At 53.8% G+C, this 26,228-nt stretch carries 16 protein-coding genes; 4 read left to right on the top strand and 12 right to left on the bottom strand.

Annotated elements, in window-relative coordinates:
* Positions 1-52 precede the first annotated feature (52 nt).
* The gene (locus tag LOC67_RS26050; protein ID WP_230265783.1) at positions 53-1,315 is read left to right on the top strand and encodes a hypothetical protein; all 1,263 of its coding nucleotides are present in this window, start codon (positions 53-55) and stop codon (positions 1,313-1,315) included.
* 21 nt (positions 1,316-1,336) lie between these two features.
* On the opposite strand, the gene LOC67_RS26045 is transcribed toward LOC67_RS26050, so the two are convergent.
* Positions 1,337-2,335 carry a class I SAM-dependent methyltransferase gene (locus LOC67_RS26045; protein WP_230265782.1) on the bottom strand — a complete coding sequence of 333 codons (999 nt, stop codon included), beginning with the start codon at positions 2,333-2,335 and terminating at the stop codon, positions 1,337-1,339.
* A gap of 393 nt (positions 2,336-2,728) precedes the next feature.
* Here LOC67_RS26045 and LOC67_RS26040 point away from each other — a divergent pair, with 393 nt between their 5' ends.
* The 3 genes from LOC67_RS26040 (at position 2,729) to LOC67_RS26030 (ending at position 6,878) form a co-directional block, all read left to right on the top strand.
* Complete coding sequence (locus LOC67_RS26040) at positions 2,729-4,084, top strand: anti-sigma factor family protein (RefSeq protein ID WP_230265781.1); 1,356 nt, start codon at positions 2,729-2,731, stop codon at positions 4,082-4,084.
* 366 nt (positions 4,085-4,450) lie between these two features.
* Positions 4,451-5,608, top strand: a complete 1,158-nt coding sequence (locus tag LOC67_RS26035; RefSeq protein WP_230265780.1) for a DegT/DnrJ/EryC1/StrS family aminotransferase — start codon at positions 4,451-4,453, stop codon at positions 5,606-5,608.
* A gap of 748 nt (positions 5,609-6,356) precedes the next feature.
* Positions 6,357-6,878, top strand: coding sequence for a DUF4919 domain-containing protein (locus LOC67_RS26030; protein WP_230265779.1), 522 nt, complete (start codon positions 6,357-6,359; stop codon positions 6,876-6,878).
* 478 nt (positions 6,879-7,356) lie between these two features.
* Here LOC67_RS26030 and LOC67_RS26025 read toward each other — a convergent pair whose 3' ends face one another.
* The 11 genes from LOC67_RS26025 to LOC67_RS25975 form a co-directional block, all read right to left on the bottom strand.
* The gene (locus LOC67_RS26025; RefSeq protein ID WP_230265778.1) at positions 7,357-8,376 is read right to left on the bottom strand and encodes a hypothetical protein; all 1,020 of its coding nucleotides are present in this window, start codon (positions 8,374-8,376) and stop codon (positions 7,357-7,359) included.
* A 98-nt stretch (positions 8,377-8,474) separates the two neighbouring features.
* A complete protein-coding gene (locus LOC67_RS26020; RefSeq protein ID WP_230265777.1) occupies positions 8,475-10,433 on the bottom strand; it encodes a M56 family metallopeptidase in 1,959 nt (652 codons plus the stop codon).
* 5 nt (positions 10,434-10,438) lie between these two features.
* A complete protein-coding gene (locus tag LOC67_RS26015) occupies positions 10,439-10,822 on the bottom strand; it encodes a BlaI/MecI/CopY family transcriptional regulator (protein ID WP_230265776.1) in 384 nt (127 codons plus the stop codon).
* Between the two features lie 102 nt (positions 10,823-10,924).
* The gene (locus tag LOC67_RS26010; protein ID WP_230265775.1) at positions 10,925-13,453 is read right to left on the bottom strand and encodes a glutamine amidotransferase; all 2,529 of its coding nucleotides are present in this window, start codon (positions 13,451-13,453) and stop codon (positions 10,925-10,927) included.
* Positions 13,450-17,100 carry a DUF4175 family protein gene (locus LOC67_RS26005; RefSeq protein WP_230265774.1) on the bottom strand — a complete coding sequence of 1,217 codons (3,651 nt, stop codon included), beginning with the start codon at positions 17,098-17,100 and terminating at the stop codon, positions 13,450-13,452. The genes LOC67_RS26010 and LOC67_RS26005 overlap by 4 nt, the downstream gene beginning before the upstream one ends.
* On the bottom strand, positions 17,097-19,187 hold the full coding sequence (locus LOC67_RS26000) for a BatA domain-containing protein (protein ID WP_230265773.1): 2,091 nt from the start codon (positions 19,185-19,187) through the stop codon (positions 17,097-17,099). The genes LOC67_RS26005 and LOC67_RS26000 overlap by 4 nt, the downstream gene beginning before the upstream one ends.
* Complete coding sequence (locus LOC67_RS25995) at positions 19,187-20,131, bottom strand: DUF58 domain-containing protein (protein WP_230265772.1); 945 nt, start codon at positions 20,129-20,131, stop codon at positions 19,187-19,189. Before LOC67_RS25995 ends, LOC67_RS26000 begins: the two co-directional genes overlap by 1 nt.
* Positions 20,128-21,210: an AAA family ATPase gene (locus LOC67_RS25990; RefSeq protein ID WP_230265771.1), complete on the bottom strand. Its 1,083-nt coding sequence runs from the start codon at positions 21,208-21,210 to the stop codon at positions 20,128-20,130. The genes LOC67_RS25995 and LOC67_RS25990 overlap by 4 nt, the downstream gene beginning before the upstream one ends.
* On the bottom strand, positions 21,207-23,012 hold the full coding sequence (locus LOC67_RS25985) for a hypothetical protein (protein WP_230265770.1): 1,806 nt from the start codon (positions 23,010-23,012) through the stop codon (positions 21,207-21,209). Before LOC67_RS25985 ends, LOC67_RS25990 begins: the two co-directional genes overlap by 4 nt.
* Positions 23,009-24,319: a DUF1501 domain-containing protein gene (locus LOC67_RS25980; RefSeq protein WP_230265769.1), complete on the bottom strand. Its 1,311-nt coding sequence runs from the start codon at positions 24,317-24,319 to the stop codon at positions 23,009-23,011. Before LOC67_RS25980 ends, LOC67_RS25985 begins: the two co-directional genes overlap by 4 nt.
* Positions 24,310-25,938, bottom strand: coding sequence for a DUF1549 domain-containing protein (locus LOC67_RS25975; protein WP_230265768.1), 1,629 nt, complete (start codon positions 25,936-25,938; stop codon positions 24,310-24,312). Before LOC67_RS25975 ends, LOC67_RS25980 begins: the two co-directional genes overlap by 10 nt.
* Positions 25,939-26,228: the final 290 nt, after the last annotated feature.

Here is a 26,228-nt window from a genome sequence, read left to right as displayed (position 1 = left end):
AAGCTTCGGCCACGGAAGTCACCGTCCCCTCAATCGTCGAAGTGCACTGGGAGTGCTTTCATCGCTGGCGATCCTCGGATGCAATTCGTCAGAACCCGATTCGGCTACCAAGTCTGCTTCGACAAGTGCTCGCAGTGACGTACCGCTTCGTGTTGTTTTTGATGGGCCCGAGCAGGAGGCCGAGGCGATCAAGCGATCCTACGGCAGCGCTGCCGAGCAAGTGCTTTCGATCTCATGCGTCAACAGTCGAGATCCCGGTCGTCTCGGGGAGATCATCGATCAGGTCAAAAACAGCGATGTTGCCATCGTTTCCCAAGCGACCCTGGGAGCGCTAATCAAGAACGAAGCGATCGTCGATATCAACGACGACATCCTTACAGAATACGATTCGAAGTATGGCAGGTCGTACATCGCCATCGATAATTCATCCGCTCGATATGATGGTTCGCGATGGGGAGTCGCCGCCGGTGCAAAGCCCTTGGCAGTTCTATCAACCGATCCAGATTTGTCGTTGGCGACATGGGACGACTATTTCACATGGGTCAACGATGGCAAAGAATCGTGTGCCGAGCCTTTGGCGGAGCATTGGGCCGCATCAAGTTTTCTGAACCGTTGTTCCCGACAAGTCGAACGTGGATGGTTGTTCGATCGGCTTTCGCTTGCGCCGCTTATCAAGCAAGACGGCTATGTCGATGCACTGGAAGGATTAAAGCAGTGTGCTGCGGTTTACAAATCATTGGACATGACGCCCACGCAGGTCTATGCGGGCGTCCGCGAGGGCAAGTTGCTCGGTGGCATCGGTGCAGAGACACTGCAAATCGGCCTCGAAAACGAAGGCGGGACCGATGTGTTTGATGTGAGTACTTCGTCATGCCCTATCGAAACCGAAACAAAACGCTTGTGGCTTGGTCCCGAAACGATGTTGGCTTGCCTCAGTACCGGGTGCCGGCAAACAGAAGCTTCGCGGCAATTTCTCGGTTGGATTTCGGGAGCGACCCGAGAGTCCGGATTACACCGTCAGACCGATTCGTTGTCGCCGACGAGGGAGTCAATCGATATTGCCGTCGGAGGTGAAACCACTGGATATGGCCGTTGGGCAAAAGAGCAGCTAACCGACAGCTTGATTGTTACTGGGCCTTGGATGTCAGGTGGTGCTCGCTATTACCAAGTCCTTGATCAAGAGATCCGTGCTTGCTTGACCGACAATAAAGATCCACGCCAGACGCTTGATCGCGTTGCGTCCGCTTGGGATTCGATCACGGATGAACTTGGACGGGATCAACAAATCGCAGCTTGGCGAAAGCTGGACGTTTAGCTTCGGTAGCTTACAAGGGAGCTATAGCAAGACGATTTTGCGTTCTGGCGTTTCTGTGTCACCACGTCGCCGCGCTTTGATTCTGACGTAGGGCGCTACAAAGCCAGCTCGGTCGGCAAAGCTATTGATCGGTGCGTTGGGTTTGGCATGAACGGGTTCGACAAGGTCTTCGATAAGGAAACCGGCGCGACACATCCCTCCGACGATCTGTTCCCAGCGATGGACGTATTCCGTTGCGCCTGATTCACGCAAACGTTTGGATGCGGAGTTTGGCGTCTGCGGGGGCGGCACCGGTTGGTCGCGGTAGTACGTGTGCATGATTGGGTAGCCACTACCCTGACGCTCATAGCCTGTCTGCAAACTGGTGGGCTGTTTGTGCTGGCTGATGTAGATCCCGCCTGGCTTCGTCACCCGTGCGACTTCACGAAAGACCGGTTGGATATTGGGCACGTAGCATGTGCTAACCGGATGGATCACGATGTCGAAGATGGCGTTCCCAAGCCCGGAAAGGTCTTCCATCGAAGTCTGCAAGATCCGCAGCGAAAAGCCGCGTTGGGAGGCGACTTGTCGATCCAGTTCCAGCATCGCCCCACTTAAATCGACAACTGTCACAGAAGCTCCCGCTGCGGCGTAAAGTGAGCTTTGGCGACCGCCCCCGGCTGCGAGGCAGAGCACTTCTTTTCCACGGATATCACCGCCAAGCCATCCCGCTTGGTCGACGACCGAAAGCGGTTGGGCAAGTTCTTCGTCGGTTGCGGGGCGACATAGTGGATCGCCGGCCTTGGCCATTCGGTCGTAAACACGCCGGTTGGTATCCAATGCGGACGAATGTTGGATCCCACTCGGTGGACCGTGACCGGGGGAAAGTCCGGCAAGTCCATGGATAGCTTGGCCCGTCTGATCGTCCGGGCCCGATTGGTCGATAGGGCGGCCAGTTTCTTCAGCTGAGATCAGCGAGTCTGGTTGAGACCCTGCTTGTGACACAGGCTGGGGGTGTTCATCTGGCGAGTTGAGATTCACTTTACGGTCGCGACAAACGTCGGAAAAAGATTGGCGAGGTTTAGTCAGGAGGGATCAGGCGGGGAGTCCCTCAGTTCCGAATGGACTCAAAAAAACGCGTTGTTGACACGGAAAATGGCTTCAAAACACGGTTTAAAGCTCGATTCCCACGTCCGAACAGGAAAAAAGGGAACTTTCGCCTTTCGTTTTCATCCGAATGTTACACCGGAAGTAGCACGCCTCACTAGAAGCCGCTTCCGAGAACAAATACCCCTGGGGACAAGCAACCTCTGTGCAGATCGGCTGGCCGATCGATTCAAGGTTGGGTTTGACTCGAGGGTATGAAACTTCGTTATCCTCTTGATCGGTGCTTTCGAACTGATTCGCAAGCAACTCGATGATGGGCTGGATGTTATGGCTTTACCAGACGACCTTCTCGACGAACTGCTGTCGGCGTACCTGGATGGTGCGGCGAGTTCGGACGAGTGCGCACGCGCCGAACAACTGATTGAGAGTGATTCGGCTGTTGCAGAACGCTTCGAATCAATGGTCGATCAGCGTTCCCAGCTTCGTGCACTTGCATCTCAAAACAGCCAGACCAGCTACCAGCTTCCGGATAACTTTGCTGACCTCGTTGTCGCCTCCGCAATTGAACGTGTCAAGGCAGAGGGTGGTGATCCGAGCCACCCATTGATGATTGCTGACCGGACTCCCGTTGCAATCTTAAAAAAACAAAACGGCTTCTCGCCGCGCACGCTAGGCGTTGCGATAGCCGCTCTTGCCGCTTCATTGCTGGTTGCTGCATTTCTGATGCGTCAGCCCGGAACCGATCCAACAGATTTGATCGCTGACAACCAAGCTGATATCTCCGTTGTTGATCCGACCGTGGTACCGGATGAACAGAACCAAGGTGCCATTGGTGAAGGCATCACGTCGCCTATGTTGGCGGCGGATAAATCCACCGAGGACAAAGTCGACGTCGACGAGGAGCTTCAAGAGCCGGGCGACTCGATGCTTGCAGATGTCGAAACCCCAAGTGTTGACGGCGGCACGACTGGTTCAAACATGAATCGCGAAGAGGGTATGACGGGCGAGCCCTCGGTTGGTGATGTCGCAGTTGCGGATGCAAATGTAACGGAAGCAACGGAAACCAAAGTTGAAGCTCCTGCCGTGGTCAGGCCGCTGAGCATGCTGTTGGTTGTTCAAGTTCGGCAGACCGAGTCTGGTCGGGCGAACAACGCTTTCGATGTTGTGACATCGTCCCTGAAGTTCGAACTAGCCGAGAGCCGGCCTATCGATGATCAACTGGCCGCTGCGGTTGAGCGTGATGTCGAAGGTGGCAACCTTGAGAGCGAACAGAAAGTTTTGTTGCTGGAGTCGCCCGCGAAAAAGTTGGATCAGTTGATCAATGCACTCGCGATGAATCGTGCAGGCATCGAATCGGTTTCGTTCAGCTTGCTGCACGCACAGCATGACGCACCAATTTTGAAAGCGGTCAACGCGGTCCGCCTTCCCGATCCCACCAAGATTCGTCACGAAGGCCTTGGCATACCGCTCGTCAGTGCAGACCCCGAGAGTGACGCGTTCGGACTGTTTCAAGCCGGAATCGCGGATCGTGACTTTGCACCGATCACCCCCGCAACTGCCGGCATGGTTTCCGCGATGGGAATGAGTCAGCCGGTTCGGTTGCCTTCTGATGCCAAGCCGAACGGTTCCAGCTTGAACGAAACGCCAGACCAGATGGCGAACGTTCTGTTCTTGATTCGTTAGTCCGAATCGGCCACCGCCAATAGCAACACTGGTGCGATGACTTTCAAGGGCAGCTCTGGCACTGTTGTCGCTGATCTTTGGTGGTTGGTTTTCTAGGCAGACTGTCTATTCGGTCGCCAATTTTGTCGGTCGCGTTGTTGCTGCAATTTGCCGCATTCTTGCGAGTAATTTTAGGCAGAATGGGCTGTTTTGCGAATGCGATTCGTTGTCATTTCTATTGACTCGAAATCGCATTGCACGGTATCAAGGACAGTGATTCCCCGCAAACGAATCAAAGCATCGAAGGGTTGGGACCGGATTAAGCCAAACACTTCGATGATCTCCAATCCAACTGCTATACAGTTAATAAGCAAGGAAGGCTTTCCCATGACTGGCTCGACCCATGTGCCGCTATTGGATATCAACCGCGACAACGAACCCTATCGCGATGAATTCGTTGAAGCTCTCGCAGCTGTGGTAGATAGCGGACGGTTTTTGTTTGGTCCCGATGTTGTTGAGCTCGAAAAAGAAGTTGCAGCTCACAGCCAAGCGGAACACGCTGTCGGATGTGCATCGGGAAGCGATGCGCTATTGCTATCATTAATGGCGCTCGACATCGGGCCTGGCGATGAAGTCATCGTTCCGAGCTTTACTTTTTTTGCTTCCGTCAGCTGCATCACACGACTGGGCGCGACCCCGGTCTTCGTCGATATCTGTCCAGACACATTCAATATTGATCCTGAATGCGTCGCCGAAGCGATCACCAACAAGACTCGTGCGATCATCCCGGTGCACCTATTTGGTCAGTGTTGCCAGATCGATCGGATTTGCCAAATCGCGACTCAGCACGATATCCCTGTCATCGAAGACGCTGCCCAAGCGATCGGTGCGGCGTATCATTCGCGACCAGCAGGTAGCTGGGGCGTTGCCGGGTGCTTCAGCTTTTACCCCACAAAGAACCTTGGCGGCATGGGTGACGGCGGCATGCTGACAAGCAACGACGACACATTTGCTGATCGATTGCGATTGTTGGCTGGCCACGGGATGCGTCCGCGCTACTATCACAAAGCCGTTGGTATCAACAGCCGTCTGGATACATTCCAAGCGGCAGTATTGCGGATCAAGATGCGACACCTCGATGACGCCGTTGAATCGCGTCAAAAGATTGCTTCGCGATACATGGAACTGCTTCGTGATGCGGGGTTGGTTGGACCGGATCAAATCGTTTTGCCGACCGTCGATTCCAACGCGTTTCACGTTTGGAACCAATTCGGAATTCGAGTTGGTGGCGGACGCCGCGATGCCATGCGAAGTTACCTTGGCGAACGCGGCATCGGTAGCGAGATCTACTATCCCGTTCCGGTTCACCGCCAAGAATGCTACGCCGATCTGAAGGTCAAATCGTCGACATTGCCTGAGACCGAACGGGCATGTGCGGAAATCTTGAACCTGCCGATCTTCCCAAGCTTAACCGCTGAGGAGCAAGAACAGGTCGTCGAAGGGATTGCCGGCTACTATCGCGCCGGAGCTAAACTCGCGGCTTAATCGCCTGCTGGTTTTTAAACGTCGCCCTCCGCTTAGTGAAGGTAGCGTACTTTCCCCTCAGTGTTCGTGAGTAAAGGTGACTTGTTGAGCGTCCAAAGCTGAAATCAACAGGTCACCAAGGCGGTCTGACTGCACACGCCTACGTGCAAGCTAGGTGTGAAAGTGTTCTCAAATTGAGTGCACGCACTTTTTTCCAATGCTGGCGTTTTGCCAACATAGGCCTTTGGGGGAAGACAGCGATTTGATTTAGATCGAGTCGACAAGCTAATTGCAGCCGTATTGAATTGCAGCCGTATTGAATTGCAGCCGTATTGGGTTTCAGTGCGGCTGTTTCTATTTGGGAAGTACCGGCGGTTTATCTTCGTCGCAAAGACGCCATGTCGATGCATTCCCATGGGCTTATCAAACCGCTACGTTGTGGGGAATGTTGGCTGTTTGGCAAAAGCCTTCACAATATCGACAGAAGCGGTATTAAAATCTGTGGAACGAACAGCCCAGCGATCCAGGCGGTCGAGATTCTGCCGGGCACTATTTTGTTTTTCATCAAACGTAGGACTAAGGGGCACGGTTCTTTGACCTAAGGTTTTAACTCCACTTTGCCGGGCCACTTGGTTGCCTGGTTGAAGTGAATTGTTGTTCTTAAAAACCGGTCAATCGACAACGTCTTGATGAAGCGAAATATGTTGCCGTTTGTTGTCGACCTTTTTGATGTTTCCGGTTCGCTACCTTTCTTCGTTGCCCCCGTCCGATGAAAGAAGAATTCTTATCGCTGATTCGATCGCCCTGTCGCCAAACGTATTTAAACGCCAGGACAGTGCTTTTGCAGTCTGAACAGTTCGATCCCTACTCTGATGAAATCAACGATATCGTTGATGTGATGGAAGATAAACAGTGGGATCGTGCTGCGAAGATGATATCCGAGGCTAGTTGTAATTTGCTTCTCAGCCCTCGCGCTCATTTGCTGATGGCAAAGGTTTGTGAAGAACAGGGTGACAATGAGCGTCGTCAATTTGAGGGGATGACAGCGGCGGCCATTTGCGAAGGTATCCTGGCGACCGGAGAAGGGTCGCAAGCGTCACCTTACTTGATCTCCCGAACGATGGACGAGTACGACGTACTTGCCTTCTTGGAAAAAGAGCTTCAGAGCCAGTCGTTGGTTCATGAAGATCGTCACATTTATGACAAGATCACGTGCACGGACGGCACAGAACTTTGGTTTGACATCACCGAACTCTATGCCCGAGCCAATAAGTTCTCCAGCGACAACTGATGCGTGGACTCACAATGTCAACCGAAACTGGCAAGTCTCGGTCATGATGGCTTCCAAGATCGCTTGGTGAATTTCGACGAGCGACGACCGATTCGATCTGTCCCTCCCGAAAGCAAGTGGTCACTGGGTCGTGTTCGCCCTAGACAAGATGCGTAGCGGCTCTGATTTGTGTTCCCAGGTTTCAACCACTAATCTTCACTAATGAGCACTAATCGAGAGTGAAGTATGCCTTTGGCTTATTAGTGTTCTCAAGTTGCCCTGCCAGTTAGCCAAGGTGATCGTCACACTGGGTACCAAAGACCGCACGCTGGCGGATCATTGACCTGGCCCGCATTAGACGTCGAACAAACATCTCTGCGGGTATCGCCAAGTCGGCAAAACTCGGTGTTTTTCGACAGGCTGCGAATTGCTGAACCAAAGCGGAACACTCCTTAATCGAGCCTGCGTTAAAGCAGATTGGTGGTTTCTGGAATCGAGGTTAATCTCGTTTCAGCAAAATGAATCGGCTGCGGTATCCATCCAGGTTTCGGCTTTCGATGATGTCTGGTTTTGCGGCCATGCCGACTGAAGTTTCCGTTTCTGTATCCTCGGTTGGCTCTTCTTCCTCGGTCTCTTCGTCATCGGTTTCGTCTTCGACGGGTTCTGGCGGAAGGTAAGGCGTTTGAACTTCGCTGCCGCGTCCGTCGCTGTTGTCGTCCAGTTGTCCGTGCTCGGTTTGCAAACGATCAATCGATCGAAAACGCATCGTGACTTCGATGCATGTGGCAAGGTAAAGGTCTAACAGAGTTGTTTTCTGGTCACCGTCGATATCGCCAAGAGGTTGGTTTTCATTTTCACCGGCTAGGATATCCGCCAACGCGTAGGGCATTTCCGTTGCAGTAAACTCCAAATCGGCTTCCGTTGCGGTCAGCACCACACGTCCGGACTTCGCCGTTGGCTTGATCCAAAGCCCGCTCAGCGGCTGCGTCAGCCAGAAGACTTGTTCAGAGCAATCAATTGAATCAGCCCACTTCGCGAAGTCTACTTGATGGAAATCTTTGTCCTTGACGTTGAATTGAGCTTCGACGCCTTGCGGATGTGAATGGCCAATCATGATTAACCAATACGCATCGTTTTTGGTCAAACGCTCTGATGCGTGGTGCAGGGTTTCTTCGATGGATTCGGCCGTACTGATGCTGACGTTGCTGTGCAATTCAGACAAGGTTTGCTGCATTTCGGCATCGCCTGCCAGAACCGTCAGGTTTTCTGACGCGACCGAAAGCTGTTCCTCTGTTCTACCGATCAACTTGATCGCCGCATCCGTCATCAATTCTCGGTGCACTTGGTCGCCAGGAAGCCCTACGACTATCGTCAGATGGCGTTGACCGCTGACCGATGCTGTTCCTGTAGATACATCCGGTTCGCTCGGCGAAGTGTTCTGTGCTCTGCCGGGCGTCGCAAACGAGCATGCGAACGCAAGCAAGCTTGCGATCGCAACGGCGAAGTGAAAACTGCGCATCAAATTTCCTGGGGTATCGGATGCAAACGGAAAAGAATCAGACCGAAGGGCCGAATGGGTTTCTTAGCCAACCAAACTGCGATCAGCCGATTCGGTATTTAGTTGTCGGCGGTAGGTTCGGCGACGTCGAATTTTGCGTGTTGAGACAACAGCAATGCGGAGACACGAACTTTGTCGATGGCTCCCAACGGAGAGCCGCTAAATAGATCTGTGATGGATCCATCCCAGTGAACGATACACCAGCGATGTTGTTCGTCTTGCTGAACCAAGGCGGCGTCTTGTGGTAACGTTTGTTGGCCTTGGTGCGAGAGCGTTTGAGTGTTCAATAGATGTAGCGTTGGGATCTCGCCTCGCATTTTCCAATCGCCACAAACGACGGCAAGAAACATCCCATCATCTGAAAGGCGAATCGATTGGATGGGCACACCATCGGAAGTCCACCGCCCAATCATTTGTCCAGACTGCATTTCCCAGCGAATCACAGAGCCAGCGGAATCGGATGAAAAGACACCTCCATCCGTTCCGACACAAACGCTGGTGACTTCACTTTGGTGGCTGCCCAGAAGGGAGACTGCCATCGCGGCTTCGAGATCCCACATTCGGATCTTGCCTTGTCGGTCACCAATGATGACACGACCGGTGGACGAGATTTCAGAGATCGCTGTCAGTTGGTCTTCGCTAAATGTAAGACGCGTTCGATTGCCATTGATCGAGATCCCGCGTCCTGAAATCGCACGCAAGTGGTAGCCGGATGTCTGAAGGGTAAAGCTCGCCCAACGCCGTTGAGGTTTGAGGTTCCAAAACCCGCTGGGTGCAGGTGGTAGATCGGCTTCCTCGACTATCGGATCGGCATTCGATGCAGCCGTTGTTTCGATAGCGTCTTCGAACGAGGGTGAAGCGATTGTCCATCGCCTTGAAACATTTTGACGTTCATTCAGAGGCATCGCGTAAAGCTGCGGATGAACAACGATCATCGCCGAACAGACAACGCCGCTGGCAAGGCGTAGCCCTCGCGATGCAGGCATATTAGATTCTTGTCGCATCAGCAAACGCAGACGCTCCTCTAGCGTCGCTGTCGGTTGCATCCCAGACGCAAAACCGGGAAGTCCGATCTGGTGATCACTGATGAAGTCGACGACTCGCAGTAAAGCTTCTGCATATCGGCGAGGCTTCGTTTCCAACAGCTCTACGGCGCGTCGATCGCAGCAGGCCTCTTCATGGCGTTCCAATTGACGCTGAGCAAAGTAGATTCCTGGAAACCACCAGTAGGCTGATGAGACAATCCATTCGAGCCATCGGACCCAGTGGTCGCGTCGACAATAGTGGGCCGTTTCGTGAGCGAGAAAGGCACGCCGATCGTCGTCGGACATCGCTTGCCACAGATCTTCTGGGCACACAATCATTGGACGTGTCGCAAAGCCAAACAGCATTGGCGAAACATGGACATCAATGCGGATGACGCGTGGCGATGTGCCCCAGCGTGATGTCAAACGACCACACGAGAATTGCCGAACGATGTCCGCTGCGTCTTCATCATCACGTCCACATTGCGCGATCAGGCGGCGAAATCGGATCAGCCGAAGGAGACTGCGGCAGGCGATAACAAGAAACCCGATCGCCCAAATGCCTATGATCCAGTTGCTAGCGCGGCTTCCGAACTCCCAGAGATACTCGGCGATGCTGGTGGGAGCCGTGGAAATGACATCCGTTCCTAACGGCAAGTTGGCAGCAAGTTGGATATCACTTTCGTTGTTGAGATGATCTCCGGCGCTGTCCTTATTCGCAATTTCCGATTCGTGAACACGAGTCGCGTTTGGTTCGGAATCCGACCGTGCGATTTTGATATCGGATTGCGACGGGTTCGCGATCCCGGCGGTTTGGCTGGGAAATGGGATCGGGACCGGCAACGAAATGATGGGTGGGGTGATCAGTTTGACGAACACCAATACCCACAGCGCATGTGCGAGCGCCGCACGTCTACCACCGCGTCCGACACAAATTGCAATCGCGGCGATCAACGATGCTAGAAGTAAGTTTCCGAAAACTAACTCCAGCAAGAACATTATTCGGAGTCCAGGTCGTCCAGAAGTTTACGAAGGCGTTTGCGGTGGCGGGAATTGAATTTTGCGGACTTAACCAGGTGGGTTAGCAGAGTCCCCATGGTACCGTCACACAATTCGTCAGCGGTCGCTTGAAGCCGATTGCTGATCAGTTCATCGCGATCGACGATCGCACAGAATTGGTGCGGCCAGCAATCACGATCACGTCCGACGAACCCTTTCGCTTCAAGACGCGAGATCAGCTTCTGGACTGTCGCGATGTCGGAGGGGGTTTCGGCACCGTAAAGCCACTTTGACAACTGCTTCAAAGTGGCCCGTTCGTGTTCCCAAAGCTTTTCCAGGATGGCAAGCTCGGCCGCGGTTACATCTTTGGATGGTTTCACCATTGTCTCTTGTTCTGGTCTGCTGGGTTTCTCAATTGAGCGTGAGGTAAGTGTCTTTGCTGTTGTGTTTTCAAAACTGACGCATTGACGTGCCGCCTTCGGTCATCATGCCAAACCTGTCGTTCGTCGCCAGATCCATTCCACCGTCAAAATGCCAATTAAGCCGAACCATAGCCAAGTTCGGTTCCAAGCCGGTGATGAATCTACCTTGGATGGGCCATGGTATTCTTCGCGGTCCCGAAGCAACTGGGTTAATTGTTCCGGACGTTCCAGAACCTTGCCGCCCGAGACCGATGCCAAGCGAGACATTAACTCATGATTGGGCAACGGATTCTGCTGCTCGAATGGATCGCTCAGGATTTGGACTGCTAACGAAGTGCTGTCGACTTGGGTTCCATGACTGAATGCCATCCCGGTGTCTTCACCTTCGTAGGCTGTCAACTCAATTCTCATCCCGCTATCCGCAGCGGCAACCGATTCGCTGAGCATCAGGTCCATTTCGTAGATATCTTCTTCGCCGTTGACCCTCAGGGGTAATTCCTCACCCCAAGCGATTCGGGGCCCCACCTCGCCACTTTCGCGGACAACATTGTCAGGCCATAGCACCGGAGAGTACAGCGACATGTCGTCAAGTGATTCGGGTTCGAACATTGCCCAAACGCGATAGTTCGTCGTTCGACGCGCAGCCTCATCATAAGATGTTGCGCGGACCTGCAATCGTTGACCTGGTCGATAGAAGCGTTGGTTACTGCTGACGACTAAACGCCGCCTCCCGGTCGACGATTCTTCGGTCGCCCAGTAGACGAGGTTACGCCAGAACTTTGCGGCCACGCGTTCGGGTTGGTCTCCCCAGTTCTGTGCCAAATCGTCCAACGGTGATCCAGAGAGCGAAGCGCTCGAAACCATGATCCGGCCTCGACCGGCACGCTGGGAAACCATGACCGGTTTGCCCTCGTCAGCGGTTTTTGCCAACACCGTTGCTGTCGGCTTGGCGGTTAGGTCACCGACAGCAACCGAAAGGTTTGGAAGCCGTTGAAGGATCTGTTCATTCAGCATTTGCTCCATCCGCAAACGCCAAATTGGGTGCAGTGGCTGTGTGATCTGCACCGGCGCCGAAAGTGGATAATTCGGTGATGCCGAATCCAACGTTACAGGAAGCAGTGGTTCCAAAACGGTGTCCTTCCAAGCACGCTGATTCATTGCTCCGGACCCGGTCACGATCAGTCCGCCGCCTCGACCATCAATCCACTGCGCTAACCACTGTTGTTGTTCATCGTCTAACACATTGGCAGCGACTTCGTTCAAGATCACGCAGTCGTATGCGAACAATTCGGCACGTGTCTTTGGAAAGCCGGCCCCGGATTGCTGTGATCCATTTGCCGCCAGACGACGCAGTGTTTGTCCGCCGATGCTTAGTAGGACCGTGCATTCGATGTCTTCGTCCGATTGCAGCGCCGATTGAATCGATGTGCTATCGCTGTTGGGGCTTCCTAGGTTTCCAAACAGTCCGCCAAGAAAACTGGACTGAGAAACAGGGGCCGGACGGTCTGCTTGGATGCTAAGCACACGCACCTTGGTTCTGTCGATTTCGACATGTGTTTCGACACGATTATTCTTGGTGCTCAATTCGCCTTCGATAGGGTCAACCGAAACGATTAAGTCTTCAGGGCGATCATCGACTCTAAAGGTAAGCGACGCTGATTGGGCGCCCCCGGTTAAAGTGATCGGAAGCGAATTGACTTCGGTGTATTCGCCTCCGGTCTTTGTCGACTTTCGTAAAACTCGAACTGTGGTTTGTTGGCCGGGAAATCCAAAGCTACGAAGGAAGACTTGAAGTTCGTTTTCTGTGAACTTGCGGACTCGTGCCGGGACGACAAGGGAAACGATCGCGATATCACCGGAACCACCAGCTTCACCGATTGGGACCACATGGATCGGGACACCGGTCTGCCCAAAGATTTCGCCAAGCTTTTCGACCGACTCTGATGCTCGGACACGTCCGTCGGAAAGCAAAACGACGCCCGCAGACGATTTGCCTCGGACTTGTGGCAATAGCTGACGCAATGCATCGGCAAGCCGAGAATCTGATGCATCCGGCTTTTCGATCAAGGTCGAATCGGCATCAACATTGTTGGTACCGACCAATCGAATCGAATCAGAAGATTCGGTTGCCAGCCACGTGGGCAATTTGCGATTTGCCGCTTGATCCGGATTCGATTTGACGAAAGGTTCCAGGCGGTGCCCGAATCGAAACGCTTGCACGTCGGCTGCCTGTTCCGGTCCTGCCTGATCATGTGCCGATCGTGTGAAGGAAATCGCTTGCTGCCATCGATCCGATTCCCCACCGAGCTGCATGCTTTGCGAGCCATCGAAAAGGTAGATCATGCGTGAACGAGTTGTTTCGCCTGGCTGTTGATCAATGATCGAAGGGCCCATCAGGATGACCAAGACGATTGCGATCGCAATCGCACGCAAGATCATCAGTCCGTGACGTTCACGAACCAACGACGCGCCCCAGATAACGCGTAGAACCATCCAGACTAATAGCGCGCTGGCGAACAGTGCGATCCATTCCCAGCGTTGCAACGGCGAATCCCAGCGAACAAACGTTTCCGCAATCGGTATCGAGATCATTCGGTGCCTCCTTGTTGCGGCAGCGGCTTGCCGGATGACGTCATGGATTGCATGCCGTCTTTGTCGGCACTGTCGGACGACAGGGTTCGGAAGTACCCATCGACCGCACGTCGATACTCCGAAGGGATTGGTGTGTCGCGATCGACAGCGATCTCTAGCAAGATGACTTGTTGGATACGATCACGCAGTTCTTTTGAAATCGTCCGCAGTCGGCTAGAGACATCATTTTGCAAAGCGATTCCTCCGCCCCCACGACGGTCCAGCAGATACCGAATGCCCGTGTCGGGATTCGTGTTCCCGTTGTTATTGCCCTCTTCGTCGTCTGCCTTCTCCTGTTCGCCACCGCCGCCTTTTGGTTGCTCGTCGTAGTCGTCTTCGTTTGAACCGCCGCCCTGCCCTTCGGTTTCTTCCTCGCTTGTTCCGCTTCCCTGCCCTTCATTTTCAAGCAACTCGGCCAGCTCGCGAAGACTTTCACCACGTAGGTCTTCGGCTAGCTCCTGTAGTTCGGCTTGGGTTTCGGGTGACTGTTCGGACGCACCTCCGTTTCCAGAAAGTTGTTCCGAAAGCGACGACGCTTTGCCTTCCATTTGACGCAAGCGTGCGAGGCGAGGTGTGACGAGCTGTTGGTAAAGGCGTTCGAGCTGTCGAGCGGCATCGATGTAATCACGAGAGCGTTCCAGTCCTCCGTCCCGAGCCGACATCGATTCGGTCGCTTCGATTTTATCAATGTTTTCGACGGCTTCTTTCGATGAAGCAAGCAAGTCCAGAAACTCGTTTTCGTCGGCAAAGGTTTGCAGGCGATCGTTAACCTCGCTCATCTCGATGTCGCCAATTTCTGCTTGGCCTGAAATCACTTCCTTCAATGTTTCGACTCGAGACTGGATACGGCGTTTAGCCGGTTCGATATCCTTCGGGGGTTCTTTCGATGCAGGTGATTGCCCCGGTGTTTGTGACAGTTCGTCAGCGAGCGACTGTTCCATAATGCCCATTCCGACGGTCAAGTCACGGAGTGAAGAGATTCGTGCGACCGGTTCGGATGCCGACAAGGCTTCCAGTTGAACACTCATTTCCTCCAGCAGGTCGCCAGTTTCCTGTCCCCCTTGGGCAAATTTCTGAGGCTCATCTTGCTGTGCTTGGTCAGCAAGAGAATCCATTTGTGAGGCTGCCGCATCCATTCGACTTGACATCAGTTCCGATGATTCCAAACGTTCTTGCAATTCGTCACGTATCGCTTCGAGCCGCTCCATCAATTCGACTTGCTGTTCGTAGAGAGCTTCGTTCGGCGGAACCTCGTTTTCGCCGGCTGATTCCTCCGAATTGTCACCTGGGGTTTCTTGCTCGTTTTGCGAATCTTCCGTCGGTTCAGGGGATTCGGCCGTTTCGTCTGATTCAGGCGTCTGTTCTGGCTCTTCGCTGTCGATGGAACCCTGACCGTTAGGTTTGGAATCGTCCTTCGGTGTTGCTCCGCCTTGCGTGCCTGACATGGATTGGTTGAATTGCTGTCCACCATTCATCTTCGCCGCCATACTTGCCAGTTGCCGCTGGTCAGAGGCGATACGTCGGAGCGAATCGACAAGTTGTCGTTCGGTTTGGGGACGATCGAGTCGGAGCTTTTGACGCAATTGGCTTGCCAGACGTCGAAGCTGCTGTCGCTGCTGGGACGTCATGTTGCTGCGCAGGATTTGCTCGACCGCCTGACGTGCTTCGACGAGAGATCGCAAGGCATCCTGTTGTTGGGCATAGGCGAGATCGAATGTGCCAGCCGCTAACGAGTCAGCCGCTTGCAACATTGACGATTCTGCTTGGCTTAAAGCTTCGACATCATCGTTGCCTCTGGAAATGAAGAACTCGGCAAGGAATCGAGTTAGGTCGGCGAGTTCACTTTGGTTTTTGACTAGGCGATCAATCGTTCCCAGTTGGCTGGCGAGGCTGGCACCGTCACGGACTAGTTTTCGGACTCGGTTGATCATGAACCGTTGTCGTCGAATGATCTCGCTCAATTGGACAATGAGGCCATTGCCTTGCCCATCGTTGGGCATCGGTTCGAGCTGTTGGTAAAACTGTCGCAAAGGACGGATGTCGATGTATCTCACATCCGATTCTGTCCGATGTGGTCCCCACGGACGGTTGTCGATAGCGTAGGCGTAGTAGGCGACATAGTCTCGCTGCGTCAGTTGGAATGTTTCCAGCGGTAGGATTTCGCTTAGCTTTAGCCGAGTCCTGACGTTGACGGATTCATCCTCTTCATCTTCCTCTGCAATCCAGTCGAGTAGAACGTATTCTTCGTCACCACCGATTTGAAATGCGATTCCCGATTCGACGATCCCGTAGTCGTCAGACACTTGGACCGAAAGTGGGATTTCGGCCAATGTGTGAACTTGAAGTTCGTCCGAAGGTTCATTCCAGCGAACGGTGGGAGCCGCATCGCGTCGAATGCTGAGTTTGCCGAAGACAGGATCCATCGGTGTTCCGTCTCTACCGGCCCCTGAAAACTGCCAGCGGATCGTTTCTGTCGATGGCAACGTGAACGACCACACCGAACGGTCTTCACCGGGAACCAGTTCGACCTTTTGAAGCTGTGGCTTTTTCACACCGACTAGCAATTCGGGTGAAGATAGCGGGTGGTTTAGCAGTATGGTGACAACCACTTCGGATTGTTCCAAGACAGTCAAATCAGGTCGATCAAACACGCGTGCGGGAAGTTCGGTGTATTCCGGGGGCGTGACTTCGATCGTTAGCGACTGAACTTCGATCAGTGGTTGGATATCGATCCGGTGAATCTTTGTCTGTTGACCGGCAGAAATGAACTGATACTCAATTGGCACGCGTGCATTGCCAAGAGCCAAGCTGAATTGTTTTCTGCGGGCGGAAGCAAAGCCGTCCGGCTGTGGCTCATCCGGCAATAGCTTTGATTCGATCCACTCAATCGGTTCGGAGCCAATGTCATTGGTATCGTCCGATTGACCGGGAAGGGCAAGTTCACGATAGCGGAGCAGCACATCGCGATCGGTCCGGCCGACTAGCTGTAGTGAAACTTCAACCGGTGTTCCCTCAAGAAGCTTGGTGTCACCTGGGGCGGATTCAAGCATTGTGTAGGGTGTTTCGCTTCCGAGAACTCTTAGCAGAGCCAATCGAATGTCACCGCCCAGGCTGAACATTCCCGCCATGATTCCCGATGTCAGCATCAGGACCAGGATTCCTCCATACATCAATCCCGTCGGGATGATGCGATTGGGCATCGCCAGATCCCAGCGACCGAGCGTTTGATTTCCAAGGGCACGCAGCATTTCCATTGGGCCGGATACACGTCCATCGACGGTGTCCAGAACGGTACGGATCCGTTGGCCGAAATCGTCGAACGATCGCTCCAAGCGTCCGGCGAATGAACGTTGTCGTGATTCTTTGACGATCGCGAACAATCGCCAAAACATCACAGCGAATATGGATAGGGTTCCCGATAGCAGGGCCGTCCTTCGGTTGTCTGCGTCGATCTCCCAGCGGTAGTCGACCAGCGAAAGTGCGATCACGAAGGCCAGCAGAGCCGCGGAAGTGTATCCGAATAATGCGGCTACACGGACGCCAAGGTATCGTCGACGCAGTGCAGCGAACTGGCGTGCGACCTGATAGGCAACATCTGGAGCGTTCATGCGGTGGTCCGGTTGGCGAGAAAGAATTCGGTTGCTAACAGCAATGCGGTTAAGGCGGCAAATAGGGGCCACAGTTCCCGTTTGCTTTCGTTCTGGACGGGCTGAGCGACTTCGGTTGAATCCGAATCCGCGACCGTGATTTGGAAATGAGAAGCGAAGTCTTCGGCGGGTAGCCGTGTCGTATCGGATTCGCGAGAAGCTGAGTTGACGACATACAGCACTCCTCTGTCTTCGGACTCAAACCCTGGGTGGTCAAATGCCAATGAATTGACAGCGGAAGGATCTGACGAAGTCGTGCCATCGGTCTGCAAACTGACGTTTCGAATAATCGATGGGGGGCGATTGGATACCAGTTCGCGATCGGACCCGACGGATCGGAATCGAATCCTTCCTTCCCCGGTGAGGTTTAGAAGGTCGCCGGCCATTTGATGGACCAATGGCAAGTACAAGGGATTCGTTGTCCATTGGCCCCAACTGGCATCGGCGCTCGATAAGAACCAAACGACATCGCCTTGGCCAACGGAATGTCGAGTTAGCGCAGGGATGTCACCGTCAAATGATGCGAGCACGGCGGTGAAGTCGGACGGTTCCACCGGTAAGATGCGATTGAATGCTAGACGACCTAAGTCACCCTGCTGTGGGTCAGCAAACATCATCAGCATCGAGGAAGTCTTATCGATGTTGATCAGATGGAATGGCATCACACCGCTTTGTCGAGTCTGTCCAAACCGACCGGGCGTCAACGCAGAACCTTCCCAGATATTATCGGTTTGATCGCGTTGTTCGATTCCGTCACCTGCAAAGACAAGTAGTTGGCCACCGGCTTGCACATAGCTTTCAATTCGACTGACTGCATTGCGAGGAATTGACGCGCTATCCGCGACGACCACCAGAGGAAACTTATCGGGTTGCAAGTCTGGAATCGATTCGTCGTACAGGTAGACCACCTTCGGATCAAACCGACTGGTGGTGTTTTCAGTCGATTGGACTAAGTCGTCTGTGGCGATCGAAGCAGTCTTGGACTGTCGTAGTGCGGCCGTTAAATAGAAGCTCTCTCCCAGCACGGCTTCGTCACGCGAGCCACCATCGATCACCATGACGGAGGCCGGTTGGCCAACTTCCATGGCGGTGATGCGGTGGTTGTCGATCGCGAGATCGTCTTCGACATCAAGCTGAAATGTGACTTGCCAAATACCTGGATCAAGTTGTCCAAAATCGAAGGCTAGCTCTTGAGCTTGTTCGCCCGGAATGTTGATGGACTTTTTCAAGCGGACGCTGCGCCCACCGTTTTCCGCTGTTCCCGTCATCGGAATTTCTTCAAGCGGTAATGTCCCGTAGTTAAACAGTGTGACATTGACCACAGCAGGTTGTGACGGTGCGGTGCGGATCGCTTGAGGCATTGCTGATGTCACCGCAATATTGCTTGCCGCGACGCGTCCGACATCAACGAGGCGAACAGGCAGGTCTTTTGGCATGGCCAAGATGTCAGTCTCAGCCGAATCAGAGGCGATTCCTGTTTGTTGAAAATCTGAAATCAGCACAATGTCCGCGATCGCATCCGGGTGTGCATCAACTTGGTCACGTGCCCAGCTAAGAGCGGAAAGGTAATTCGTGCTTCCAACCAAAGATCGTGGTGCCGAAATTCGGTTGCTGGCCGGTTCGATCGGATGAACGCGCGAATCGAAATAGGCCCAGCGTATTTTTGCGTCGGTTCCCAGTTGTCCGGCAAGTTCGCTTGCTTGTGAAATCGCGTCGTCGATCAATCGCCCGTTCTCGCCTGGCATGGCCATACTGGCTGACTGATCAACCAAGATGACGCGCAGTCGATCTCCGTCTCGGCGGATGAATTCAGGAAGGTAAGGTCTGGCGAACAACAAAACCAATGCGGCAACGCAGGCCAGGCGTGTGAGCAGCAGCAACCAGCGTCGTATCTTGCGACGCTGCGCACCATCCTGCATGACTTCCTGAAGGAAACGCATCGTTCCCAATTCGACTCGCTGGACTTGCCACCGACTCAACAGGTGCACCAGCACTGGGATCGCCAGTGCGGCGCCGCCGATTAGGAATCCGGTTTGGATGAAGTTCATCAGTTTGATCTTTGAACCAAGTATTCCACTAATGCCGCGGTCGGCGGAATGTCTGTTGTCAGTTCGACCCGATCAACGCCCTGAAGCAAGCATGCGTCGTCGAGTTGTTGGCACCACTGGTCAATTCTTTTTAGATAGGCGGTGCGAACGCTTTCCATGTTTGTCGTCAGTTGTGCGGAGCTTTCCATGTCCAGCACTCGGTATCGACCGCCTTCGGCCAATCGCCGTTCGAACGGGTCAAGCAAGTGAAACACAATCACTTCGTGACCACGATGTCTTAGTTGTTGGAGGCCCTTTTTGAAGCCATCCAAATCGTCGTCGACGAGATCGCTAAGGATCACGACGATGCCGCGATGTCTTGCAAGCGCGGCGGCCTGTTCGAGAGATTTTGACAATCCCGTGACATTGGACTGCAAGGGATCCGATAGCAGCGCCAGGCAGTCTTCCCAACGTCCCGGTTTGGCGGACGGATCGAGATAACGATGCACGCCATCGTCAAAAAGGCCGACTCCCACGGCGTCGCGTTGTTTCAACGCAAGCGATGCAAATGCAGCGGCAAGTGTCGCGGCGTAATCATGCTTGGTCATCGCACCTTCGACTTTGCACTGCATCGACCGACTGGCATCGACGAACAGATAAAGGTTCAGGTTGGTCTCGGCGTCGAATTCTTTGACGTACAGCTTTCGTTGCCGTGCAAACAGTTTCCAATTGACATGGCGCAAGTCATCGCCAGGACCGTAGCGACGGTGCGATGAAAACTCCACGCTGTAACCGATGAACGGACTGCGGTGTAGTCCTTGCAGAAATCCTTCGACAACACCGCGGGCGCGCAGCTCGATCGAGCTAAGGCGGGCAAGTTCGTCAGGCTTGAGCCACTGCGGTTTGTTGTCCGCTTGACCGGTCGCCTTGCGCGTTGATTGCTTTGTAGGCGACTTGGCGATCACGCGGTTTCCTCCTTGACTTCACGGAGTAGTGCGTCGATCACCGTATCTGAATCCACGTTGTCGGCACGGCCGTGGAAGTTTAAGACCAAACGGTGACGCAGAACCGGATGAGCCAGTGCGGCAATATCGGCGAAGTCGACGTGGTAGCGACCTTCCAAAATCGCACGCGCCTTTCCGGCTAAGACCAGTGCCTGACCGGCACGTGGGCTGGCGCCATAGGTCACGTACTTTTGCACCATTTCGATTTCTTGGCCGCCGGAGTGGCCGCGAGAATTGCTGCCGCGATCTGCGTCGCTTGGTCGTGTCGCGGCGACCAAGCGCGCCGCATACATAACGACGTCGTCTGATATCGGAACACCACGGACGATCGATTGAAGCTGCAGTAGATCATCTGACGACAAGACGGCTGTCGGTTCGGCAACCTCTGTTCCCGTTGTGCCCCGGATGATGGCGGCTTCCTCTTCGATCGTCGGGTAGCGAACGCGAATGTTAAACATGAAACGGTCGACCTGAGCTTCGGGAAGCGGGTAGGTGCCTTCCATCTCGATCGGGTTCTGTGTCGCGACGACGAAAAATGGGGGATCAAGCTGGTACGTCGTATTGCCGACCGAAACCTCATGCTCTTGCATCGCCTGCAGTAGAGCGGCCTGTGTTTTAGGTGGCGTTCGGTTGACTTCGTCGGCGAGCAGGAAATTGGTAAAGATCGGTCCCGGCACAAACTTAAGCCGGTGTCCCCCGCCGCCTTCTTGTTCCTCGATCACATCGGTGCCGGTGATGTCCGACGGCATTAAGTCAGGCGTGAACTGAACGCGTTTGAATTTTAAATCCAGTGTCGACGACAACGTTCGCGCCATCAGGGTTTTACCTAACCCGGGAACGCCGTGAAGCAACACGTGACCACGGCAAAGCAGTCCCAGCAACAGAAGGTCGACAACGTCCTGTTGGCCAACGATCACCTTGCCGACTTCGGAACGAAGCTGTTCTCGCGACTGACGCAATTTGTCAACTTGGTCAAGCAACTGTCCGTTGTTTGTTGAAGAAGAATTGCTCAGGGCGTTCTGGTCAGTAGTGGTGCTCATCCGTCTAACTTACTCGCTAACGTAGCTTCGTTTTGGTCAATAAGGTTGTCTTGGTCTTTATCAAGCTGGTGGAACGTTTCTCGGCTTCCGAGGAATTCATCCCACGTAAGATCACCGTCGCTGTTTCGATCCATCCGTTGGAACCAGATCGGCCCTTGGGGAGGCGTTAGGAAAGCTTCGGGGGTCTCGATCGTTGGACGATCAACTCGACCGAACAGGCTTGTCCCGCCACGTTTGATCTCGATCTGATAAGAAGCCATCAGTTCGTTCGGTGTCAGTTCAGACTTCCCGGCAGAACTTTGGATTAGGTTGTTTTCACAAGTTCGCAATTCGCGAATCGAAATGCGACCGTCAGCGTTTTCGTCTAAAACTTGAAAGAACCCGCTTCCGGCATCAAGCAACGTAACTTGGCAACTGGTTGATGCGGGTTCGGTGTATTCGCGGACATAGTCAAGCATTTCGTTTGCGAAAACTCGGTCGTCTGCGTCACGATCCATCGCGTCGAAGAGGTAGCGTTCGAAACGTTGGTGTTCTGTAATCTCGTCGCGATCAAGGTATCCGTTGGCATCGACATCGATTTGGTTGAAAGCGTTTGACGCATTGGTCTCTGCTTCGGCAACCGGATCTCGAAACCGATAGTTGATGGTCAGGGAGATGCCGTTGCGTCGTATCCTGATGGTTTCGCCTTGGACTTGAACATCCAAGTTGGAGTGGCGGACCAATTTTAGTGAACCCGATGAAGACTGCTCCAACTCGACCGCCAAGGTGACTTCGGGTTCACCGTCGATCAGCGTTGCCAATTCACGCAAGTCAAGCTTGTTGTCTCGGTCCTGGTCGAATGTTGCGACCCGTTCGTCGGTCCAGTGCAGTTCTTCGGATGAGAGCTTGCGATCGCGATTCTTATCGTAGGTTCGTATCAACCGTGCTGGCAAAACCGGCTCACTAGCGTCGCGTAGCATGTCGGCATGAACCGATCCGGGAGGTTCATCAGCGATTGTCGAAACCACCAAACCCATTGGCGTTGCTTCGGGCTGGTCCAAGAATTCGTCAAATGTAATGCATTGATCAAAGTCCAAATCACGAGACGCGATTCGCGACGCGGCAAGACGCATTTCGGCTCGATCGATCGCGCCCGATTGATCTTGATCCAAGACTTCGAACACATTCATGTCTTGATCGGCCAGAGCATTGTTTTGGCGATAAGTCACCAATTGCCCTGCAGCACGATCAACGGCAAGTTCCAGTTCACGCTTGGAAAACGGTCGGCGGCTTCGGAGAGAACTAAGGAATTTGTTGTCGCTGAAACGTGTGTTCGTGACGAACAATGGGTGCTCTGCGGCCTCGTCGCGGCTGACTTTGCCATCGCCATCGGTATCCAACGTCTCGCTAAGACGCTGCAAGTAGGCTTCGCGAGTTCCGGCAAGCGATTTTCCACCATTGCTGATCAAGACACGTAGATGCATTGGCCCGTTGGGCAACAGCATCAGCATGTCATGCGTCCCGTGGTCGGGTTGAGTGACTTGTGATGATTCGACTGAATCCGACGAAACCGTACCTGTTGAAGTTTTACTCGATCCGTTGACAGTGTCAGCGGCGATAGCGTTTCGGTGAGATACAGAACCGAGCAGCAAAAGGCACGGCAGCAAGAAACGTCGGATCAGGCATTGTCCATGGGTGAACGGTCGCAAACCAATACGGTTTGCGGAAACATTGTCACACGCGTTGACTGTCGACGGGCTGTTGTCCATCGATCGCCTGATGTGGCAAAGTGTTTGTTTCAATTCACCTGGTACGAAACTCATCCGAGCAACTCCTCGATTGGTTCGCCGCCTTCGTCGATCAGAGGCATCGGCCGATCGCCTTTCATGTTGCTGTCAGCCGAATTGATTCCTAAGCCTTCCAACATTGTGGCAAACAAGTCTTTCGCTTGCACCGGTTTATCGGTGACCTCCATGCCGTCTTTGCTGGTCTTTCCGTACACCTGTCCGCCCTGGATTTTGGCTCCCGCAAGGGCAACGCTCCAGGCATCCGGAAAGTGATCGCGTCCGCTATTGGTGTTGATTCGTGGGGTACGGCCGAATTCACCCATCCAGACAACCATGGTGGAGTCAAGTAATCCACGGTCACGCAAATCTGAAATCAGTGTCGACCAGGCGGGATCCAGTGTTTCGCACATCGAGCTGACAGTGTTGAAGTTGTCGAGGTGCGAATCCCAGGTTCCACCGGCAGCTTGTGATAAGGTGACTTCGACAAAAGGCACACCGCGTTCGACAAGTCGGCGTGCGAGAAGACAGCCTTGCCCGAATCGGTTGCGACCATAGGCATCTCGTAGCTCAGCTTTTTCTTCATCAAGATTGAAAGCGCCTTCGCCGCGTGATTCGATCATTCGCATCGCTTGGTCATAGACTGATGCATGCTTCACAGCCGAAGTTGATGTCGGCGGAGCACCACGACGCATCATCGAAAGCAATGCTTGTCGTTCGGCGAGGACGCTGTTGTCACCTCCGGGGATATCCAAATTTTCGATTGTCAGGTTGGCACGTGTATTCGGATCGTTGCTTGCCCCGGAAACCAACAATGGTGAATGGTCTGGTCCTAAGTAGCCCGACCCCAAGCCGGTTCGTTGGAACGGTGCGATCGATACAAACCCGGGTAGGGGATGTTCATCGATTTTCATCCGATGTGAAACCATCGACCCGAAGACCGGATTGTCGGTCATGTTTCCCATGGGCCGATATCCCGTCATCATCAGTTGAGTCGCTCGGCCGTGATCGCCTTCGCGAGTTTTCATGGACCGGATCAAAGCAACATCTTTCATTTGCTTTGCCAATCCAGGCAAGTTGTCGCTCAGTTCGATACCGGTGACAGCAGTTGAAATCGCCTTGGTAGGACCTCCATTGCGATGGTTCGGTTTCGGTGACAACGTTTCTATTTGACTCGGTCCACCCGACATCCACAGCAGAATGCAGCTTTTGGGGGGCCGTTTGCCGTTTGCGGCTTGTGCCAAACGCGGTAGCCAAGGCGAACAGGAAAAACCGCCCACCGAAGCCGCTGCGATGCGAATCAAGTCGCGTCGCGAAAACTGATCGAACCGGCTTGTTATCGACATAGTACGAACTCCGGACTGTTCAGAAGGGCCCAAAGGATTTCCCCGAATGCCCTACGACGACTCTCGGGAGTGTTCTTTTTGTCTAAATATTCCGCCAAAGACTTCTTTTCACTGTCCGTCGGTTGCCGAGTCAGAACGGCCAGGTAGAGCGTTTCGATTCTGGTCGGTTCGTCAAAGAATGGTGATTCGACAACCGCACGCAGAAGACGACTTCGTTCCAGGTCGATCGCCTGACTTGTGATTTGCCCATTCATCATCATCAGCGCTTGTGGAATTCCGGAAGCATAGTCTTCCGGCGTTTCACCGATCGCTTCACCGAGGCGATTGACCATTTGGTCGCGAGCCCCGGTCCAACGCGGTGCGCTCGGATCGATTCGGCTGATCGGCAGATGCAGTGACTGTTCCAGTGAGTCGAATACCTGTTCGGGGCTAATCACTTTTAAGTCCCTTTGGAAGGCATCAAGACTTTCTGATGAAGTCATCGCCTTTGATCCATACCACTTCGATTTGCAGATCCCGGCGACCAATTTGTGAACGTCAAAGCCTTCGTTGGCGAACTGCTTTCCAAATTCATCTAAGAAGGCACGCTCTTCTTCGGTAGCCAGATCCAGGTTTTCCACGTCGGCATACAAACCACGTCCGACAAGCAGCTGCCAAAAACGATTAACCGATGTGGCCGAAAAGTTTGGATTGTCTTTCGATGTGATCCACTGAGCGAAGCGAACTTTGGGTGACCGTGACGGTTCGTTGATCGCTTCGGATTCCCACAGGAACTTCGCGGTATAGGTCGTGCCTTCGTGAGTGATCTTGCCAGAACCGGAACTGCGCGAAGCGTTGGGATCAGGGTTGATGTTCTGAAGGTCGCTAAAGAATGCCGCCAATCCCCAGAAGTCTTCTTGTTTCCAGTCTGTAAATGGATGGTCGTGACATTGGGCGCAGTCGATACGAACGCCTAGCAATACACGCGATAAGTGTCCGGCGTAGCTCTCCGGTGTCGCACCGACGAGTTGATAATATCCGCCGGCATCGGCAGGACTTTGCACCCGGGCCAATTCACGCATCGTTTCGTCGAAGGCACGGTTTTCCGAAAACGCTTCGCGAAGCCAAGTTTCCAGAGCGATCGTTTGTGCCGCGGCAACCGTTCCCGGCGGGACGAGCACCTGACGCCATTGTCGTGCAAGGTTGGACGCGAGCAGTCGGATATAGGTGTCACGTCGTGGGCCTTCGCCAAAGACAAGCTCTTCGACCAGCAGTTCACGCCGTTGGTCGCCAAGCTCACGGTAATCCCGAATCTCGGAAACACTGGGAACGCGGCCCATCAAGTCTAGGTAAACTCGCCGAGCAAACGTTAGGTCATCACAAGGCTCCGGCGGCTCGCCCCAAGTCTGTTCGCCGCGTTCGTCAATCCATTTTGCAAACGAATCACCCAAAGAATCAGAGATGCGAGTTTCTTTGACAATCGACTCAGCAGATAGCGATGCCGGTGTCTGAGTCGTCGTCGAACGAACCGGTTTCCTTTCGCTCGCCGCTTGTCCCATTGCGGTCGAGGTGCCGCACACCGAGAACGGGAGGCATAGTCCCGCCAAACACGCCAATCTAAGAAACGTGATTCTGTCCATCGGTTTCTCTCGCTCGCGATCGAACTCGCAGCGACGAAGTGACGACCCCCGTCGCGACAGGAGATACTTTAGACATTCGGTCTATAAGTGTCAAGCGTTTTTGTGTGGTCGCACGTGAGCGGACCGAAACAACGTGGCTGCCAGCAATAGGAGAACCACTATCTCGCAATCGGCTGGCCTGTGGATCTGTCCTGCGCGGCAGCCCCCGCATTCGCCCTCTGATGTCTCACTTTCATACGGTGCACGCATCTGCTGGATCTGACCGCCCAGCCCGAAGTCGCAATCAGCGT

This window comes from Stieleria sp. JC731, from assembly GCF_020966635.1.
GTDB lineage: Bacteria > Planctomycetota > Planctomycetia > Pirellulales > Pirellulaceae > Stieleria.
This window is presented reverse-complemented; position numbering and strand designations above follow the sequence as displayed.

Coding starts and splice junctions, on each gene's coding strand:
- LOC67_RS26040 (WP_230265781.1), top strand. CDS start 2,729: ATGGCTTTACCAGACGACCTTCTCGACGAACTGCTGTCGGCGTACCTG.
- LOC67_RS26035 (WP_230265780.1), top strand. CDS start 4,451: ATGACTGGCTCGACCCATGTGCCGCTATTGGATATCAACCGCGACAAC.
- LOC67_RS26030 (WP_230265779.1), top strand. CDS start 6,357: ATGAAAGAAGAATTCTTATCGCTGATTCGATCGCCCTGTCGCCAAACG.
- LOC67_RS26025 (WP_230265778.1), bottom strand. CDS start 8,376: ATGCGCAGTTTTCACTTCGCCGTTGCGATCGCAAGCTTGCTTGCGTTC.
- LOC67_RS26015 (WP_230265776.1), bottom strand. CDS start 10,822: ATGGTGAAACCATCCAAAGATGTAACCGCGGCCGAGCTTGCCATCCTG.
- LOC67_RS26010 (WP_230265775.1), bottom strand. CDS start 13,453: ATGATCTCGATACCGATTGCGGAAACGTTTGTTCGCTGGGATTCGCCG.
- LOC67_RS26005 (WP_230265774.1), bottom strand. CDS start 17,100: ATGAACGCTCCAGATGTTGCCTATCAGGTCGCACGCCAGTTCGCTGCA.
- LOC67_RS26000 (WP_230265773.1), bottom strand. CDS start 19,187: ATGAACTTCATCCAAACCGGATTCCTAATCGGCGGCGCCGCACTGGCG.
- LOC67_RS25990 (WP_230265771.1), bottom strand. CDS start 21,210: ATGAGCACCACTACTGACCAGAACGCCCTGAGCAATTCTTCTTCAACA.
- LOC67_RS25985 (WP_230265770.1), bottom strand. CDS start 23,012: ATGAGTTTCGTACCAGGTGAATTGAAACAAACACTTTGCCACATCAGG.
- LOC67_RS25980 (WP_230265769.1), bottom strand. CDS start 24,319: ATGTCGATAACAAGCCGGTTCGATCAGTTTTCGCGACGCGACTTGATT.
- LOC67_RS25975 (WP_230265768.1), bottom strand. CDS start 25,938: ATGGACAGAATCACGTTTCTTAGATTGGCGTGTTTGGCGGGACTATGC.